The organism is Streptomyces sp. NPDC034049 (genome assembly GCF_055575575.1).
The window spans coordinates 176,316-193,484 of record NZ_JBVISJ010000002.1 but is presented as its reverse complement, the minus strand read 5'-3'; the positions used below and the strand labels follow the sequence as shown (position 1 = coordinate 193,484).

The following is a 17,169-nucleotide window of genomic DNA, read 5'->3' as shown; positions in this document are numbered from 1 at the left end:
ACCGCGATCAGTGCTGTCAGTGCATACCCGGAGGGGAATCCGAATGTCGGTAGGCGAAGAGGTTCGCTCGCAGCAGGACAGGCCGCAGCAGAGTCTCGGCACGGCCGCTGCCCGGAACCTGGCCACCACCACGAAGTCCACGCCCCAGATGCAGGAGATCAGCTCCCGCTGGCTGCTGCGCACCCTGCCATGGGTGAACGTGCAGGGCGGCACGTACCGGGTGAACAGGCGGCTCACCTACGCGGTCGGCGACGGCCGCGTCACCTTTGTGAAGACCGGCGACCGCGTCACCGTCATCCCCGCCGAGCTCGGCGAACTGCCGGCCCTGCGGACCTACGAGGACATCGACGTCCTGGGCGAACTGGCCCAGCGGTGCGAGCAGCGGGAGTTCGCGCCCGGCGACGTCCTGGCCGAATTCGGCAGCCAGGCGCAGGAGGTGTTCCTGCTCGCGCACGGCAAGGTCGAGAAGATCGGCACCGGCCCCTACGGCGACGACGCGGTCCTCGGCGTACTGGCCGACGGCGCCTACTTCGGCGAGCAGTCCCTGCTCGACCCCGACGCGATCTGGGAGTACACGGCCCGCGCGGTCACCGCGTGCACGGTGCTCGTCCTGCCGCGCCAGGCCGTCGAGCAACTCGCCGAGCGCGCCGAGACGCTGAGCGAGCACCTTCAGGAGCAGCGCTCGATCCCGTCGCAGCGCACCAACAAGTACGGCGAGAAGGAGATCGACCTCGCCGCCGGCCACAGCGGTGAGCCGGACATCCCGCACACCTTCGTCGACTACGAGGCCGCGCCGCGCGAGTACGAACTCAGCGTCGCCCAGACCGTCCTGCGCATCCACACGCGTGTGGCCGACCTCTACAACCAGCCGATGAACCAGACCGAGCAGCAGATCAGGCTGACGGTAGAGGCGTTGAAGGAACGCCAGGAGCACGAGCTCGTCAACAACCGGGAGTTCGGCCTCCTCCACAACTGCGAGTACGACCAGCGGCTCCAGCCGCACGACGGCGTGCCCAGCCCGGACGACCTGGACGAACTGCTCTCCCGGCGCCGGGGCACCAGGCTGCTGCTCGCCCACCCGCGCGCGATCTCCGCGTTCGGCCGCGAGCTGAACAAGCGCGGACTGGTCCCGGAGACCGTCGACATCGCCGGCAACCGCATCCCCACCTGGCGCGGCGTGCCCATCTACCCGTGCAACAAGATCCCGGTGACCGAGGCCAGGACCACGTCGATCATCGCCATGCGTACCGGCGAGGAGGACCAGGGTGTCATCGGTCTGCGGGCCGCGAGCATCCCCGACGAGATCGAGCCCAGCCTGTCGGTGCGGTTCATGGGCATCAACGAACAGGCGATCATCAAGTACCTCGTGACGGCCTACTACTCGGCCGCGGTCCTGGTGCCCGACGCGCTCGGCGTGCTGGAGAACGTCGAGATCGGCCGCTGGCGGTGACCCTGTCCGACCGGACGCCGTGTCCCCGCCCGCCAGGGCGGGGGCGCCCCGCGCGCACCCGCGCCCACCCGGCGGAACCACCACCGTCCGCGGCCTCCCCGGGGCGATCCCATGAGTGAGTCCGTGACGGAGACGAAGCGGAGCCCCACCGGCTCGGTTCCGAGGCCCGCAGTGGTCGTCGAGCGGAATCGGAGGGGAACTCTGGAGCCGGAAGGGGAGACGGAACCGGAGAAGGACCTGCCCGCCGCCGGTGCCGACGGACCGGCCGGCCGGGTGGGCGCGGCGAGCGGCCTCGACGGACACGAGGCGGCGGGAATCCTGGAACGGGCGCGGACATCGGTCGATCCCGAACTGCGCCGCGCCGTCGGGTCGTTACCCGGTTCGCTGCGCCGCGTCGCGCGCTACCACTTCGGCTGGGAGGACGCGGACGGCACCTCCGTCACGGGGAACGCCGGCAAGGCGATACGCCCGGCGCTGGTGCTGGCCGCCGTCGCCGCGCTCGGCGGGCGCGAGACCGCCGCCGTGCAGGCCGCCGCCGCGGTGGAGCTGGTGCACAACTTCACGCTGCTGCACGACGACGTGATGGACCGGGACATCACACGCAGACACAGGGCCACCGCGTGGACCGTGTTCGGGATCCCCGACGCGATCCTGGCCGGGGACGCGCTCCAGGCCCTGGCCCAGCGACTGCTCGCCGAGGATCCGCACCCGGCGTCGGCCGCGGCCTCCGCCCGGCTCGCGGCCTGTGTCGTCGAACTGTGCGCGGGCCAGCAGACCGACACCGAGATGGAGGGACGCCGGCCGGAGGAGGTCACTCTCGACGAGGTGCTCGTCATGGCCGAGGCCAAGACGGGCGCGCTGCTCGGCTGCGCCTGCGCGGTGGGCGCTCTGTACGCGGGCGCCGGCGAGGAGGACGTCGAGGCCCTCGACGCGTTCGGGCGGGAGGCCGGGCTGGCCTTCCAGCTCATCGACGACGTGATCGGCATCTGGGGCGACCCGAGTCACACCGGCAAGCCGGCCGGGGCGGATCTCATGGTCCGCAAGAAGTCCCTCCCGGTGGTCGCCGCGCTGGCCTCGGGCACCCCGGAGGCCGCCGAACTCGCCGAGCTGTACGGACTGCCGTTCGCGGAGGGGGACCTGGAGCGTACGGCGTCGGTCGTGGAGCGGGCCGGCGGGCGCGACTGGGCGCAGATCCAGGCCGCCGACCGCATGGCCAGGGCCATGCGCGAACTCTCGCGCGCGGTCCCGGACCCGGAGTCGGCCGGAGGACTCCTCGCCCTGGCCGAGTTCGTGACGCGCCGCAGCAGCTGAGGTCGGCCGAGGGGCGCTCGATGCTCCGGAGGCGTCGTGCCGTGCGGACCTGACCCCGCACGGCGGCGGTGCCTTCGGGTGGCCGGCGGGTCCCGCACATCCCCACGGTGTGCGGGGCCCGCCGGTTCTTCGTCGCTAGGGGACGAGCAGGAAGCGCTGAGCGTCGGCTCCGCGAAGATTGCCGGTGCACGGCGGGGAGCGCACCGATCGCGTCGGCCATACCCTGGGCACATGGGCATCGACGAGCATGTCTGCCCGGTCTGCGGACAGCCTGTGGCCACGGTCGTACGGCGACACAAGACGCTGGGCGCGTGGGTACCCGTGTGGGGTCCGAGTCCGTGCAGGAATCACGAGTGCGCGGCGTACGTCGACGAGGCCGTCGAGGCCGCGGAGGCCGCCGCGGAGAAGCCCCGGGCGGTGGCCCGGCGGACGCACGGGAGCCATGGCGTGCACGGCGGTCACGGTGGTCGTGCGGGTCAGGCCGGTCACGGGGGTCACGCCGGGCGTGAGGAGCCCCCGGAGGAAGCCGGGGCGGTGGCGGCCGAGTCTGCCGAGTCGGCCGGGGTGACGGAGTCGTCCCCGGCTGCCGCGGCGGCTCCGGCCGAGGCGAGGACCGAGGCAAGGACCGAGGAGAAGGCCTGACCGGGCGGTCCGGACTCGGCCCCGGCTCAGGCCTGCGGCAGACGAAGGAGCGGACTCATGAAGTTCCTGATGATGGTCCAGGGCACGCAGGCGGACTACGAGGGCATGCGGGGCACTGCCTCCGAGCACTCTCCCGCCTGGACGCAGGAACAGTTGCGGGCCATGTACGCCTATATGAGCGCGATCAACGACGACCTCACCGAGACCGGGGAGATGCTCGACGGCCAGGGGCTGGCCGAGCCGGCGAGCACCCGGTTCGTCACGGCGGACGCCGACGGCAAACCGGTGGTCACGGACGGGCCGTACCCGGACACCGCCGAACTGCTCGCCGGCTACTGGCTCCTCGACTGCGCCGACCTGGACCGGGTCACGGAGATCGCGGCCCGCGTCGCCCAGTGCCCCGGCCCCGAGGGGCTCAAGGAGTACCCGGTGGTCATCCGCCCGGTGCTGGAAGGGGCGGAGGACATCTGAACGGCGGGTGTGCGCCCCGAGCCCCAGCCCGGGCCCCACGCGCCCGGGGCTTCGCTCTCACCCCGCTGTCGGAGGCAGTCCGCCCGTCTCCGGGTCCCGGCCCGTCAGGCAGTACGTGCCGCCCGCCGGGTCGCGCATCACGGTCCAGCGGGGCTGGTGGGACACACAGGTGGCGCCGAGGGACTCATGGTGGGCCCGGACGGTGTCGACGTCGGCGCAGGCGACGTCGAGGTGGGCGGAGGTCGGGCGCGGGGAGTCGAGGCGCTGGAGGAGGATGCGCAGGGGGAGGCCGGTCGGCGGGCGCAGTACATGGAACTCCGGGCGGGAACCCGGACGGGAGTCCCACCCCGTCAGGGCCGTCCAGAAGGTGACCTCGGCCTCGAAGGCGGCCGGCGTCACGTCGACGCACACCTGGTCCAGCCGGCTGCCGTCGACCACCGGCTGCCGTTCGGCCTCCCCGTGCCAGGGCACCACGCAGAAGAGCTGCCCGGCGGGTGAGCGCAGCACCGCCCAGTCGTCGTGCGGGGCGACGACCTCGGCGCCGAGGTCGACCGCCCGGTCGACGAGCGCGTGGACGTCCTCGACCAGGAGATCCAGGTGGGCGCCGCCGTCGCCCGACTCGACCCCCTGCGCCTTCACGCACGAGTCGCCCTTCTCCGGCAGCAGCGTGACGAACTCGCCCTGATCGCCCCGCGGCGCGGACAGCCGCGTCGCGGTGACCGCCGTCCAGAAGGCACAGGCCCGCTCGAACACGGCCGCCGGCCGGTCGACGAACGCGTACGTCCACCGAATCGGCCCACCGGCCCCACCGGCCCCACCGGCCCCGCGCGCCGAGCCGCCGCCCGAGCCGTCGTCCCCGAGGCCACTGCCGCCACTGCCGTTCCGGCCCACTCCACCCACAGCGCCGCTCCCTGTCGTACGGTCCAACCCCACGGCTGGACGACTCGTACCGTCCCCCGCCGCCCCGCTGCGCGCAACGCGGTTTCGACGCCGGGCGGCGGCCGGAGCGCCCGGGTGATCAGTCCCGGCGCTGCATGAAGCGCAGCATGTTGCCCGCGGGGTCGCGGAACGCGCAGTCGCGGACACCGTACGGCTGGTCCGTGGGTGCCTGGAGGACGTCGGCACCGGAGGCTTCGACACGGGCGTAGAGGGCGTCGCAGTCGGTGGTGGTGAAGTTGACGCCACGCAGGACGCCCTTGGCGAGGAGGGTGGCGATGGTCTCGCGGTCGGCGGGGGAGATGTCGGGGTCGGCGGCGGGCGGCTCCAGGACGATCTCGACGTCCGGTTGGAGCGGGGAGCCCACGGTGACCCAGCGCATGCCCTCGAAGCCGACGTCGCCGCGGACCTCCATGCCCAGCACGTCGCGGTAGAAAGCGAGCGCCTTGTCATGGTCGTCGACCGCGAGGAAGCACTGGGCGAGCTTCACGTCCGGGGCGGGGAGGCCGTGCGCGGTGTTCGGATCGTTCGTAGCCATGTCCTCACACTAGGTCGTGTCCGCACAGTCCCGTCCGGGCACGGCCTAGGACGCCTTGCCCGGTTCCGCCGTGCGTATGCGGTGGCGGGTCGGCCGGGTCAGGCGCTTCGCCACACATGCGGGGACGGCCGCGCCCTCCTCGTGCGAGCGGGCCCGGTACGCGCTCGGGGTCTCGCCGACCAGCTCGGTGAAGCGGGAGCTGAAGGACCCGAGCGACGTACACCCGACGGCCATGCACACCTCGGTCACCGTGAGGTCGCCGCGGCGCAGCAATGCCTTGGCGCGCTCTGTCCGGCGGGTCATGAGATAGCCGTACGGGGTCTCGCCGAAGGCCGCGCGGAAGCTGCGCTGGAAGTGTCCGGGGGACATCAGCGCGGTGCGGGCGAGCGCGGTCACGTCCAGCGGCTCGGCGTACTCGCGGTCCATGCGGTCCCGCGCCCGCCGCAGCCGCACCAGATCGTCCCGGTTCATGCCCACAGCATCGCACCACCCACTGACAACCGCTTCACCCCTTCACCGCCGAGCTGGCCACCCCCTGGACGAACCACCGCTGGAAGAAGGCGAAGACGATCAGTACCGGCAGGACGAGGAGGACGCCGAAGGCGAGGATCTGGCCCCAGTCCGGGGGCTGCTGGCCCTGGAAGACGCTCATCTCCAGCGGCAGCGGACGTACCGACGGGTCGGAGACCATCAGCACCGGCCACAGGAACGACCCCCACTGGGTGAGGAAGGTCAGGATGGCGACCGAGGCGAAGGCCGGCTTCGACATCGGGACGATGATCGCGAAGAAGGTGCGCCAGGGGCCCGCGCCGTCCAGCCGGGCCGCCTCCTCGATGCTCGGCGGGATCGAGCGGAAGAACGTGTGGAACTGGTAGACCGAGAAGGCGTTGGCGACGAACGGGAGCGCCTGGACGAAGAGCGTGTTGCGCTGGTCGTTGAACATGTAGAACAGCGGCACGGCCACCGACTCGAACGGCACCAGCATCAGCAGCAGGACCAGGGTGAAGACTGCCTCCCGGCCCCGCCACCTGAGCCGCGAGAGCCCGTACGCCGCCATCGAGTTGACGAAGAGACCGCCGGTCACCACCACGAACGCCAGCAGCAGCGAGACGCCCATGAACTGCCAGAAGTAGCCCGTGCTGTCGGAGTTCAGGCTGTCGAGGACGGCGGCGTAGTTGTCGAAGGACAGCTGGGTGGGGAGGAAGCCGGACAGCCCGTTCAGGACCTCGTCGGACGGCTTGAGGCTGCCGAGGAGGAGGTAGAGGACGGGCAGCGCGAAGACGAACGCCAGGACGGAGAGGACGGCGTAGTCGAGGAAGCGGCGCAGCCGTCCGCGGGACGGGCCGCCGCTCGTGGCCGCGCCCCTGCCCACGCCCGTGCCCACGCCGGTGTGCGTGCTCGTGGTCGTGCTCATGGTCAGTCCTCGTTGTCGGGCCGGACGACGCGGCGCTGGATCAGGGTCAGGGCGACGACGATCAGGAAGAACACGACGGTGATCGCGGACGCCTGGCCGATGTTGTTCTGGTCGAAGGCGGTGGTGACGGCCTGGTACATCACCGTGCGGGCCGCGTCCTCGTCGAGCCCGCCGCCCTTCACCAGGACGTACACCTGGTCGAAGACGCGGAAGGACAGCACCGAGGTGAGCATCACGACGAAGACGAGCGTGGAGCGGATGCCGGGCAGGGTGACGTGCCGGAACTGCTGCCACCGCGAGGCCCGGTCGAGCTGGGCGGCCTCGTAGAGCTCGCCCGGTATCTGCTGGAGCCCGGCGAGCAGGATGACCATCTGGAACCCCACGCCCTGCCAGACGGAGAGGACGATGATCGACGCCATGGCGGTCAGGCCGTCGCCGAGCCAGTCGAACGCGCCCCAGTTGCCGAGACTCACCGCGTCCAGCGCCGAGTTGAGCATGCCCTGGTCGCTGCGGGCGAGGATCAGCCGCCAGATCACCGCGACCAGGGCCATCGGGAAGACGACCGGCATGAAGAACACCGACCGGAAGATCCCGATCGCCTTCAGCTTGCGGTTCAGCAGGATCGCCAGGCCCAGCGCGAGGCCGGTCTGGAGGGGGACGACGACCACGGCGAAGGTCAGGTTGTTGAGCAGCGCCCGCAGGAACGGGCCGGAGAGGTCGGGGTCGGTGAACAGCCGTCGGTACTGCTCGACCCCGAAGAAGGTGGGTTCCAGCGGGGAGCCGAGGCGCACGTTGTAGAAGGAGAGCACGACGGCGTAGCAGAAGGGGATGCCGACGAAGGCGATCAGTCCGGCGACGGCGGGGGCGGACATGAGCAGTCCGGGCAGCCATTCACGGTCGCGGCGTGACGGCCGCCGGGCCGGTGTGCCGGGGGCTGCGGCCTGCTGCCGGCCTGGGGCCGCCGCGGGCGCGGGTTCCACGGTTTTCACGGAGGGGTCCTCTTCCCGGAGGGGCGGACGGACACGGTGTGCGCGCCCGCCCCGGCCGATGGGTTCGGCTGAACCCGTTGAGTTCGACTGGACCGATGGGTGCGATGCGGCCGACCGGGCGCGTCGCTACGGGATCTCGTAACCGGCGTTGTCCGAGAAGTCCCGGTCGATGGCGCGGGCGGCCTTCGCCAGGGCCTCCTTCGGGTCGGCGCCGCCGTAGATCGAGTTCACGGCCTCGCTGAACTTCGCGGTGACCACGGGGTATCCGGCGGTCACCGGCCGGGTGACGGCGACGCACGACGCGCTGATCTCACTGTCGCCGCAGGGCTTGGCGAGCTGGTCGGCGAAGAGCTGGAGCGGGCCGCCCTGCTTGTAGAGGGGGCTCGCGGCGAGCGCGGACTTGGTGGCCGGCGGCGCGCCGTTGGCCTTCGTCATGGCGCCGACGTTGGTGTCGTCGAGCAGGAAGTCCAGGAAGGCGCCCGCGGCCTTGGCGTTCTTGCTGTTCGCGCCGACTCCCCAGGCCCAGGAGCCCTGGCCGGTCTTCGGGCCGTCGCCGAAGTCGGGCAGCGGCAGCACGACCAGGTCGTCGCCGAGCGCCTCGCTGTAGGCGGGGTACATCCAGTGCCCGACCCAGCTCAGGGCGACCCGGCCCTTGGCGAAGGCGTTGCCGTCGGTGTTGGCGTCCGTCGCGGCCTTCCAGGACTGGAAGGTCTTCATGGCCGACACCACGGCGGGGGTGTCGAGGGCGCCCTCCGCCTTGCCGTCCTTGAGCAGGGAGCCGCCGGCCGACCAGATGATCGGGGCGAATCCGTAGGTCCCCCACTCGTTGGCGTAGCCGTTGCCCTCCTGGAGGTCGATGACCTTGCCGTCGGAGTCCTTCGCCTTGAGCGCCTTGAGCGCGGCGTCGAACTCCTGCGCGGTCCAGGCGTCGTCCAGGCCCTTCGGATACGTCACACCGGCCGCATCCAGCAGCTTCTTGCTGCCGTACATGCCGAGCCCGGAGTCGAACATGCCCAGGCCGTAGTGCTTTCCGTCGATCTCGCCCTGCGCCTTGCTGGCGTCGGTCGCGTTGGCGAGGGTCTCGGCGGAGACGTGGTCGTCGATCGGGGCGAGCTTCTTGTTGTAGACGAAGTTCGCCATCGTCGGGCCGTCGAACTCCATGACGTCCGGCAGTTCGCCGGCGTCCGTCGCGGTGATCGTCTTGGTGTAGTCGGTCTCCGGTATCAGCTTCAGTTCGACCTTGACCTTCTTCTGCGAGGAGTTGAACGACTTCACCGCGTTCTGTAGCGCCTCCGCCTCGCTCTTCTGCCCCTGGTGGGCCCAGACGCTGATCGTCCCCTCACCGCTGCCGGCCTCGGCGGACGTGTCGCCCCCACCGCCTCCGCCGCAGGCGGCCAGCACCGCCAGGGGAAGGGTCAGGGCCACTCCCGTACGGGCGGCGCGGCGGAACCTTCTGCTGGTCGAGCCGGTGGTCGGATTCATGGTGTGTGCCTCCGTGCGGGATGAGGGTGCGAGGTGCGGGGGGCTCTCGGGTGCTGGGGCGGCCGGGCCCGACGGCGTTCGGCGGGCGGGGACTTGAGGCCGTACGGGCCGTGCGGGCCGTGCGGGGTGTACGGGTCGTGCGGGTGTACGGGTCGTCCGGGACGTCACTGGGGACCGCGCGGGCGCGGCGGTGCCGTCGTCTCGCGCAGGACGAGCCGGATCGGCATCTCCACCCGTCCTGGCGGCTGTTCGGCGCCCGGCTCGTCCAGTTGCCGCAGCAGCAGCCGGGCGGCCTCCGCGCCCTGACCGGCGACCGGCTGGGCGACGGTGGTCAGCCCGACCACATCGGCGAGTTCGTGATCGTCGAAGCCGACCACCGACACGTCGTCCGGCACCCGGAGCCGATGCCGTCTGAGCGCGCGCAACGCGCCCATCGCCATCTCGTCGGACTGGGCGAACACGGCGGTCGGCGGCCGGGACGCGGCCAGCAGCTCGGTCATCGCCCGCTCGCCGCCGTCCACGGTGTAGTCGCCGTCTGCCACCAGCGCCGGATCGTGCTCGATCCCGGCCTCGGCGAGGACGGCCAGATAGGCGGCGCGACGGTCGACGGGGGTGGTCCAGTGCAGCGGCCCGCTGGCCCCGGAGATCATGCCGATCCGACGGTGGCCGAGGTTCACCAGATGCCGTACGGCGCTCTCCGCGCCCGCCCGGTCGTCGATGCCCACCACCGTGAAGCCGGGTCGCGCGCCGCCGACCGTGGAGGCCAGCGGCACCCCGAGGGAGCGCAACGCGGCGGACTCGTCCTCGTCCGGGATGAGCAGCGACAGCACCGCGTCGACCCGCTTGCGCACCGGCAGCTTGGTGAAGAACCGCTTGCGCGCCTCGGCCGAGCCCAGGTTGTAGAGCAGCACGTCGTAACCGGCGGCGCTGAACACCTGCTCGGCCGCGTCCAGCACGGTCCCGAAGAACCAGCGGCCGATGTACGGGGCGACGACCCCGATCGTGTACGTGCGCCCGCTGGCCAGGCTGGACGCCGAACGGGAGGCGGTGTAGCCGAGTTGTGCGGCGACGGCCGCGATCTGGGTGCGCACCTCGTCCGAGACGCCCGGTCGGCCCCGCAGTGCGCGGGACACGGTGGACGCCGAGACGCCGGCGGCGCGGGCGACATCGGTGATGCTGACCGTCACGGCGGATTTCTCCCGTCGGGTTCACGTCGGTGTGTGTCTGGGGGTGACGTGACCGTAAACCCGGCCTCCTTGTTGCGCAAGCGTTTGCGTTCAGTTTTACTTGCGCTGATTCTCAAGCGATATCTCTCCGAACCATGGTCAGCGCACGCGTTTGGGCGCTACGAGCCGACAGGACTGCTGCGCATGCGATACGCCCCGCCCGGCCTCTGCGTGAACGACTTCGCCCTGCTCCGCGAGGACGACGGCACCTACACGGTGCTGCATCTCCAGGGCCCCTGGACCGCCGAGTTCGACCATCTGCGGATGGAGACCTCCTACGGTCGGGCGACCTCGGTCGACCTGGTCGGCTGGCGGCCCGCGGGCACCGCCTTCGGCAACGGTCTGCCCGGCCGCTTCGACCAGCAGGCGGTGTGGACGATGCACCCCATCCGCCTCGGCACGGGGAGCGCGATGTTCTACACGGGGGTGAGCGGGCTGACTCCGGAGGGCTGGCCCCTTCAGTCCGTCGGGCTCGCCCGGTCCGACCGCACGGACGGCACGGGCTGGCGGCGCCACGGCACCGGGCCGGTCGTCGAGGCCGACGCCCGCTGGTACCGCACCGGCGACCGCATGGGCTGGCGCGACCCGTTCGTCGTCCCCGACGACGAGGGCGACGGCTGGGTCATGGTGATCTGCGCGAGCGACGCCTCGCTCCCCGTGGAGGTCAGCGGCTGCGTGGCCCTCGCCACCTCACCGGACCTGGAGCACTGGACCGTCCACCCGCCGCTGGTGTCCCCGGGTGACGTGGACGAGCTGGAGTGCCCCGTCCTGGAGCGCCTCGACGACGGCACCTGGCTCCTGCTGGGCTCGATCGGCGCGACGCGCGGCTTCGACGCCTGGACCGCCCCCCGTCTGCGCGGCCCCTGGACCCGGCACGGCGGGCTCGGCCCCACCGGGGCGTACGCCCCCCGCGTCACAACCGACCCGGACGGCGCCCGAGTCGTGCTGCACACGACCCCGCGCCGGGTCGGCCTCACCGATGCCGGCGACACCTGCCGGGGCATGCTCGCCCAGCCCAAGTCCCTGGTCGTACCGGACGGTTCGGACCCGTACCTGGCCTGGTGGCCGGGCCTGGACGCCTGGCTCGGCGAGCCGACGACCGCCCCGGCCCTCCACGCGGTCGGCGACATCGCCCTCTCCGGCCGCCCCGTCGAGATCGCCCTGCGCACCGATACCGCCGACCCCGCCCGCCCGGCCCTCACCGTCATCTGCGACGGCAAAAAGCTCCACGTCACGGGCCCCGCCGGCGCCCTGTTCGCCGAGACGGTCCTGCGTGAACCCCCCACGTCCCTGCGCATCCTGACAGTCGGCGAGTACGTCGAGGTCTACGCGGACGGTGTCTTCGCCCTGACCGCCCTCGGCTACTCCGGCCGCCCCGCCTCCTGGACGGCCACCACCGATGGCCGCACCACCCCCGTCCCCGTCCGCCCCGTCCGCCTCCCGGACCCCGACCGCGACGACGCGTCGGCGATCTGGCCCGGCCCCGACCCGGCCCCCTGACTCCGACCGGGCGAACGGCCCCCGAACACGACCGCACCCGGCCCGTCACACCGTCGTTCGGGACGGCGGCATGCGGACCGGGTGCGGACGAGAGCAGGCCGGGTCCACCCCGTTTTGCAGAATTCGGACTTCCTGACGAGGCACGTACGCTCTGGAGTGCCCCTGTCCTCCACTACGACCGGAGCTTGGGTGCGGTGGGGGAACCGGTAACGGCCACATCGGCATCGACGGCCTTGCCCAGTACTTCGCCGAAGCCTCCCTGCTCCTGTGGGGCGACGATGGTCAGATGCTCCTCGGCACGGCTCGCAGCCAGATAGAACTGGGAGTACAGAGCCCGCATTGCGCTGGTTCCATGTCCGTACTCGTGGTTCCCGCTCGTGCCCCCGACCACCACGACATGCGAAAACTGGAGGCCGGCGGCATACTCGGCCGCCGTCACGATGAGGGCACGCCGGGAGTAGCGCAGCCGTTCGATCTCGTCCCTTCCGTCGATCAGGACGTACGAGGCCGAGGAGTGCCCCGTGTCCTTGAGGACCTCTCGGATTTCCTCCAGCTCGCTGTTCCCTATTCCGATGAGGGCCACCCGCTGTTCCTGAGTGCTCGCGGCGTGCAGGGCGAAAGCGTCTGCGACGCCGGTCTGGGCCAACTGGTGACGGCTGACGAATCGTGCTCTGGGCAGCTCTCGGCCGGTCTTGCCGGAGTCGGGGATCGCGTCGTACACCCAGTCGTGTCCGAGCTCCACCACGTTCGGCATCTGTGTGTGCAAATAGTGCAGGAAATTGAAGATGGGCTCGGTGAATCGATGAGTCGTCTTCAAATCGATCGACTTCGTCTGCCCGCGCTGGATCATGGCGCTGGTAGTGCGGCTGATATCGGTCTCGGCAAGTCCGGTGAGCAGCAGGAAAACGGACTGGCTCGGGTCCATGGCCATGACCAGGCGCGGTGGCTTCTCCGCTTCACGCGTGAGTAAATGCAGGAGGTAGCGCTCGGGGTCGCTGAAGAGATGAAACTCATCGACGAAGACGATGTCGTAGCCACGGCCGGCTCGGACGGCGTTCCACTCGTATTTCTCGAGATCCCTCCTCAGATCGTCCACTACCTGGTCGGTGGTGACCAGGCCCTCCTCCACCAACTGTCGGACGTAGTACTTGTAGACGCGGAACGAGAGTTCTCGGTCTGCATTCGTTTCGAGTGGTACCATCCACGATTCCCGAGGGAGATCGATGTACTTCTGCAGTGCGTTGGGGAGGGTCTTGATCTCGCGCGAGTCGAAGACTTCAGCGAATTCACGCAGCAACGCCCAGCACAGACGGAGTCGATCAGCGTCGTCCCGGTCGGCGTCGACACCCCGCTGTACCCAGTCACTGACATTCGCCTTGTAGCTCGTCCAAATGCTGGACTTGATGTGCTCGACAGCCTCGCTGATGAGGCGCATCTGCTGCTGCTTGCCGTCCAGGCTGTCCTCACCGAGGACCTCGACCTCTGAGGACAAGGGGCCTTGGAGCCACTCCTTCAGGTAGAGGAGCGGCATGACGTCGATCCTGGAGGAGAGCCCACGCTCGTCGAGGCGTCTGAACGCCTCCTCGACCTGCTCCGCCATGGACCAGCTGTGCGTGAGGAACAGGATCCTCGGCAGGGCTGCGCCGCCGGTCGCCGGGCTCTGGGCGTTGCTCTCCGCCGGAGAAGACTTGTACAGCTCGTGCAGCGCCTTCAATTGAAGGGTGAGGGTTTTGCCCGAGCCGGCGACACCCCGGATCTTCAGCGGGTCGGCCAATGCATTGTCGAGAATGTCCCGCTGGGCGTCCGTCAGCTGCGGAAGCCACTCCGAGTACGAGCGTTCCCGGGCGACGGATCCCGCACCCACCCGCATCAGGTCGATGGAGGGCTGCAACAGTTGGGGCTTTGCCTTGACGCCGCTGAATGCCTGGACGGCCGCCTCCAGCACCTGGCGGTAGCCGTAGATCGCATCGCTGACGGGCGCGTGGTCGATGGTGAAGCTCTGAAGGGGTTTCGGATCGCTCCGGTCGGTGAGCCACCAGAAAGCCGCATGTCCTCCTGGGAGGGCTTCGGCGACCCATCGCAGCGAGTCATGGTTGATGTTGCGGGGCAGTGCGAAGAAGGCCAGGAAATTTTCGTACGAGAACTTGCTCCACTGGTGCGGAAGGGAGACGGGCGGATGCGCCATTGCGCGGGATGCCCGGTCGATGCGTTCCAGAAAACGGGTGGCCGTCTCCGTGGAGTTGTCGTCTGTGATCAGGTCCCAGCACCAGTCGTTCACCAGGATCAATCGACTGTCCTGGTCGTCCTCGCGGCGTACGAAGAAGCGGCAGTCCATCGTCTCGGACAGGAACAGGTTGTCTCCCAGCAGCCCTGGCCCGGGATTCGACTGGAAACCTTCGACACGGCCGTGCTCGATGTATTCAGGAAGGCTGCTGCTTGTAAAGACGATCAACGTCACTTGCCCCAACTTTCAACGTATTCATCAAGGTGGGAGTCCCGTGCTTCCTCGTAGTCGGTGGGCAAGCCGATGTCGGTGAAAACCTGGGCCATCTGCTGGACGACACGGTGACAATAGAGGGTCTTGAGACGGGCGATACGTCGTGCTCGATGTTCCCCCGGGGAGTGGTATTCATCGGCCGGACGCAGAGCTACCGAGGAATCCTCGATGCTGCGGATGAGGCGCAACATCACGACGTAGCCACCTGAATAGCCGGGACCGGGCTCGGACAGGTAGAGGGTGTCGCCAGGGAAGCTTCTGAGTCTGCTTCTTATTTCCTTGCGAAGCATCTCCTTGCTGCTCGTCTTGGGCTTGCGCAGTTTGTCGAGATCAGTGCTGAGTGCCTCAAGGTGGTGCCAGTACTCCGAAGAGTCCGTGCACTGCTTCAGGGTGGCCTGAGCGGTCCAGCAAAGCTTGAAGGTCTGGAGTGCGGTCTCAAAGCGTGGGTGCTCGTTGCTGTCCGGGGGCAGCAGCACCGAAATTTCCTCCATCGGGTAGCCGAGGTGCAGCATCTCCAGGGCGCGTTCCACGGAATCAGTTGCCACCTCTTGGGCGAACAGGCCGTGCAGTGCTTTCTCTGTCTTTGTGCATTCCGTGGTGATGATCTTCGGAATAATGAATTGCTGGACGTAGACGTCGAACGGGATCGCCGGCACATAGGTGACTGTTCCCCAGTGTTTCCCGAAGGACAAGTCGCAGTTCGCGGTCACAACAATGGCAATCGTGTCGCGCCAACCAACCGGAAATTCCTCCTCCTTGAGGAATTCCAGTACATCGCCCTGCCGTAGGGGCTGCTCGCTCAAGCCGGTCTCGTACTCGCGGAAAGGTGCTGATGTGGCGTCCATCACGTCTGGATGCTACAGCCCGGCCTTCACCTTTCGTAGCCGCTTGCAGGTTCAACTGCCCTGCCTTCCACGGCCCTTGACCTCATCGTCGGCGGGGCGAGCGTCAAGCAGGCCCAACTCGTCCTTGGGCTACGCGTCCGCCGTCATCATGCTGCGGATCTACGCCCACCTGTCGCCGGGAACAAGACCGCACCCGGGCCGTCATGGACGCCGTGTCGGCGACATGCGGACCGGGTGCGGACCGGTTGACCTGGCGATCAAGGAAATCGCAGGTCACGTGGCGTGATCAAAGATCAGGCCTTCTTGGTCTCCCAGAAGATCTTGTCGATCTGGGCGATGTAGTCGAGCGCCTTCTGGCCCGTCGCCGGGTCGGTCGAGCCCTTGGCGGCCGAGAGGGCCTTGAGGGTGTCGTTGACCAGCTGGTGCAGCTCCGGGTACTTCTCGAAGTGCGGGGGCTTGAAGTAGTCGCTCCAGAGGACCGACACATGGTGCTTGGCGAGCTCGGCGCGCTGCTCCTTGATGACGGTCGCGCGAGCCTGGAAGTGCGGGTCGTCGTTGGCGGCCATCTTCTCCTGCACGGCCTTCACCGACTCCGCCTCGATGCGGGCCTGGGCCGGGTCGTACACACCGCAGGGCAGGTCGCAGTGGGCGCTGACCTTGACCTTGGGGGCAAACAGGCGGGAAAGCATGGAGCATTCCTTCCTCGTGATCGTCTTCTCAGGTGGGACATTACTCCCTACGAGAGAGGTTTTCGCGAGTGCCCCCATGGGCTTAGGACAAAAGTCCGGGGTCAGACTGGGACTGGTGGAGGAACGGACCGGGGAGGTGCCGGGGATGCCGGAACTGTCGCAGGAGAGCGAGCGGGGCAGGGCCCTCCTGCCCTTCGGAGTGGCCGAGGTCACGGGACCCTCCATGGTTCCCACGCTGCGCCACGGTGACCAACTGCTCGTCCACTACGGGGCCCGCCTGCGGGTCGGAGACGTCCTCGTGCTGCGCCATCCCTTCCAGCAGGACCTGCTCGTCGTCAAACGGATCGCCGAGCGGCGCGACGACGGGTGGTGGGTGCTCGGGGACAACGCGTACGCGGGCGGGGACAGCACGGACTACGGGGTCGTCCCCGACGAACTGGTGCTGGGGAGGGTGCGGTTCCGCTACCGGCCGAGGCCCGCGGGTCAGCGTTCGCCGTTCGCGCTCGCCCGCTGGGCGTTCTCGGCGGCCCGGCCCGTGTTCGGCGATCGGTCCGCCTCCAGGCGTTTGCGGGCCCGGTAGGCCGCCACGTTGGCGCGGGTCGCGCAGCGGTCCGAGCAGTAGCGCCGGGAGCGGTTGGTGGAGGTGTCGAGGTAGGCGTTGCGGCAGGGTGCCGCCTCGCACAGGCCGAGCCGGTCCACGCCGTACTCGGTGAGGTGGAAGGCCAGGCCCATCGCGGCGATCGCGGTATAGCCCGCCGTCGCGTTGGACGGGTGGTCCGCGAGGTGCATGTGCCACAGCGGGCGGCCGTCGTCGTCCCGGAAGTCGTGCCCCGAGATCTGCGGGCTCACCGGGAACTCCAGCAGCAGCGAGTTCAGCAGGTCCACGGCGAGGGTCTCGTCGCCGTCGTTCGCCGCCTCGAAGACCGAGCGCAGCCGGGCCCGCACCGACCGGAACCGGGTGACGTCGGCGTCCGTCGCCCGCCGGGCCGCCTGCCGACTGGGCCCGAAGAGATCGCGGACGGCCTCGACCGAGGTGAGCGTGTCCTTGCCCCGGGCCGGCTCCTCGGTGTTGACGAGGCGTACGGCGTAGTCCGAGTAATGGGCCAGTTCCACTTGTAGTCCTTACGAGGGCGTTCTAATGTCGTGGTGCGGGTCAAGTAATGACTGCTCGTGCTTACA

Annotated in this window: 17 protein-coding genes; 6 read left to right on the top strand and 11 right to left on the bottom strand. The window is 69.5% G+C overall.

From position 1 onward, the window contains the following. Nucleotides 1-43: 43 nt before the first annotated feature. The 4 genes from ACZ52C_RS05660 (at nt 44) to ACZ52C_RS05645 (ending at nt 3,874) form a co-directional block, all read left to right on the top strand. The gene (locus tag ACZ52C_RS05660; RefSeq protein WP_469073560.1) at nt 44-1,450 is read left to right on the top strand and encodes a family 2B encapsulin nanocompartment shell protein; all 1,407 of its coding nucleotides are present in this window, start codon (nt 44-46) and stop codon (nt 1,448-1,450) included. A gap of 111 nt (nt 1,451-1,561) precedes the next feature. Beyond that, the gene (locus tag ACZ52C_RS05655) at nt 1,562-2,761 is read left to right on the top strand and encodes a family 2 encapsulin nanocompartment cargo protein polyprenyl transferase (protein WP_469073559.1); all 1,200 of its coding nucleotides are present in this window, start codon (nt 1,562-1,564) and stop codon (nt 2,759-2,761) included. 231 nt (nt 2,762-2,992) lie between these two features. Next, the gene (locus ACZ52C_RS05650) at nt 2,993-3,403 is read left to right on the top strand and encodes a hypothetical protein (protein WP_469073558.1); all 411 of its coding nucleotides are present in this window, start codon (nt 2,993-2,995) and stop codon (nt 3,401-3,403) included. A gap of 57 nt (nt 3,404-3,460) precedes the next feature. Then, nucleotides 3,461-3,874 carry a YciI family protein gene (locus ACZ52C_RS05645; protein WP_469073557.1) on the top strand — a complete coding sequence of 138 codons (414 nt, stop codon included), beginning with the start codon at nt 3,461-3,463 and terminating at the stop codon, nt 3,872-3,874. Nucleotides 3,875-3,931: 57 nt separating this feature from the next. Here the strand turns inward: ACZ52C_RS05645 and ACZ52C_RS05640 are convergent, their stop codons facing one another. The 7 genes from ACZ52C_RS05640 to ACZ52C_RS05610 form a co-directional block, all read right to left on the bottom strand. Beyond that, nucleotides 3,932-4,774, bottom strand: a complete 843-nt coding sequence (locus tag ACZ52C_RS05640; protein ID WP_469073556.1) for a VOC family protein — start codon at nt 4,772-4,774, stop codon at nt 3,932-3,934. A gap of 118 nt (nt 4,775-4,892) precedes the next feature. Next, nucleotides 4,893-5,348, bottom strand: a complete 456-nt coding sequence (locus ACZ52C_RS05635) for a VOC family protein (RefSeq protein WP_060883334.1) — start codon at nt 5,346-5,348, stop codon at nt 4,893-4,895. 45 nt (nt 5,349-5,393) lie between these two features. Continuing rightward, nucleotides 5,394-5,819 carry a helix-turn-helix transcriptional regulator gene (locus tag ACZ52C_RS05630; protein WP_469073555.1) on the bottom strand — a complete coding sequence of 142 codons (426 nt, stop codon included), beginning with the start codon at nt 5,817-5,819 and terminating at the stop codon, nt 5,394-5,396. 34 nt (nt 5,820-5,853) lie between these two features. Further along, nucleotides 5,854-6,762, bottom strand: a complete 909-nt coding sequence (locus tag ACZ52C_RS05625; RefSeq protein WP_469073554.1) for a carbohydrate ABC transporter permease — start codon at nt 6,760-6,762, stop codon at nt 5,854-5,856. A gap of 2 nt (nt 6,763-6,764) precedes the next feature. Next, a complete protein-coding gene (locus tag ACZ52C_RS05620; protein ID WP_469073553.1) occupies nt 6,765-7,751 on the bottom strand; it encodes a carbohydrate ABC transporter permease in 987 nt (328 codons plus the stop codon). A gap of 126 nt (nt 7,752-7,877) precedes the next feature. Further along, nucleotides 7,878-9,233, bottom strand: coding sequence for an ABC transporter substrate-binding protein (locus tag ACZ52C_RS05615; RefSeq protein WP_469073552.1), 1,356 nt, complete (start codon nt 9,231-9,233; stop codon nt 7,878-7,880). A 164-nt stretch (nt 9,234-9,397) separates the two neighbouring features. Next, the gene (locus ACZ52C_RS05610) at nt 9,398-10,420 is read right to left on the bottom strand and encodes a LacI family DNA-binding transcriptional regulator (protein WP_469073551.1); all 1,023 of its coding nucleotides are present in this window, start codon (nt 10,418-10,420) and stop codon (nt 9,398-9,400) included. 183 nt (nt 10,421-10,603) lie between these two features. On the opposite strand from ACZ52C_RS05610, the gene ACZ52C_RS05605 reads away from it, so the two are divergent. After that, nucleotides 10,604-11,959: a glycoside hydrolase family protein gene (locus tag ACZ52C_RS05605; protein WP_469073550.1), complete on the top strand. Its 1,356-nt coding sequence runs from the start codon at nt 10,604-10,606 to the stop codon at nt 11,957-11,959. 172 nt (nt 11,960-12,131) lie between these two features. Here ACZ52C_RS05605 and ACZ52C_RS05600 read toward each other — a convergent pair whose 3' ends face one another. The 3 genes from ACZ52C_RS05600 to sodN all read right to left on the bottom strand — a co-directional run bounded on the left by ACZ52C_RS05600 (nt 12,132) and on the right by sodN (nt 15,990). After that, nucleotides 12,132-14,417: a UvrD-helicase domain-containing protein gene (locus ACZ52C_RS05600; protein ID WP_469073549.1), complete on the bottom strand. Its 2,286-nt coding sequence runs from the start codon at nt 14,415-14,417 to the stop codon at nt 12,132-12,134. Beyond that, nucleotides 14,414-15,304: a hypothetical protein gene (locus ACZ52C_RS05595; protein WP_469073548.1), complete on the bottom strand. Its 891-nt coding sequence runs from the start codon at nt 15,302-15,304 to the stop codon at nt 14,414-14,416. The genes ACZ52C_RS05600 and ACZ52C_RS05595 overlap by 4 nt, the downstream gene beginning before the upstream one ends. Nucleotides 15,305-15,594: 290 nt before the next feature. After that, a complete protein-coding gene (sodN, locus tag ACZ52C_RS05590; RefSeq protein WP_031140564.1) occupies nt 15,595-15,990 on the bottom strand; it encodes a superoxide dismutase, Ni in 396 nt (131 codons plus the stop codon). Nucleotides 15,991-16,135: 145 nt separating this feature from the next. Here sodN and sodX point away from each other — a divergent pair, with 145 nt between their 5' ends. After that, nucleotides 16,136-16,570 carry a nickel-type superoxide dismutase maturation protease gene (gene sodX / locus ACZ52C_RS05585; protein ID WP_469074149.1) on the top strand — a complete coding sequence of 145 codons (435 nt, stop codon included), beginning with the start codon at nt 16,136-16,138 and terminating at the stop codon, nt 16,568-16,570. On the opposite strand, the gene ACZ52C_RS05580 is transcribed toward sodX, so the two are convergent. After that, on the bottom strand, nt 16,474-17,103 hold the full coding sequence (locus tag ACZ52C_RS05580) for a CGNR zinc finger domain-containing protein (protein ID WP_469073547.1): 630 nt from the start codon (nt 17,101-17,103) through the stop codon (nt 16,474-16,476). The two genes, sodX and ACZ52C_RS05580, sit on opposite strands and share 97 nt — an antisense overlap. Nucleotides 17,104-17,169 lie beyond the last annotated feature (66 nt).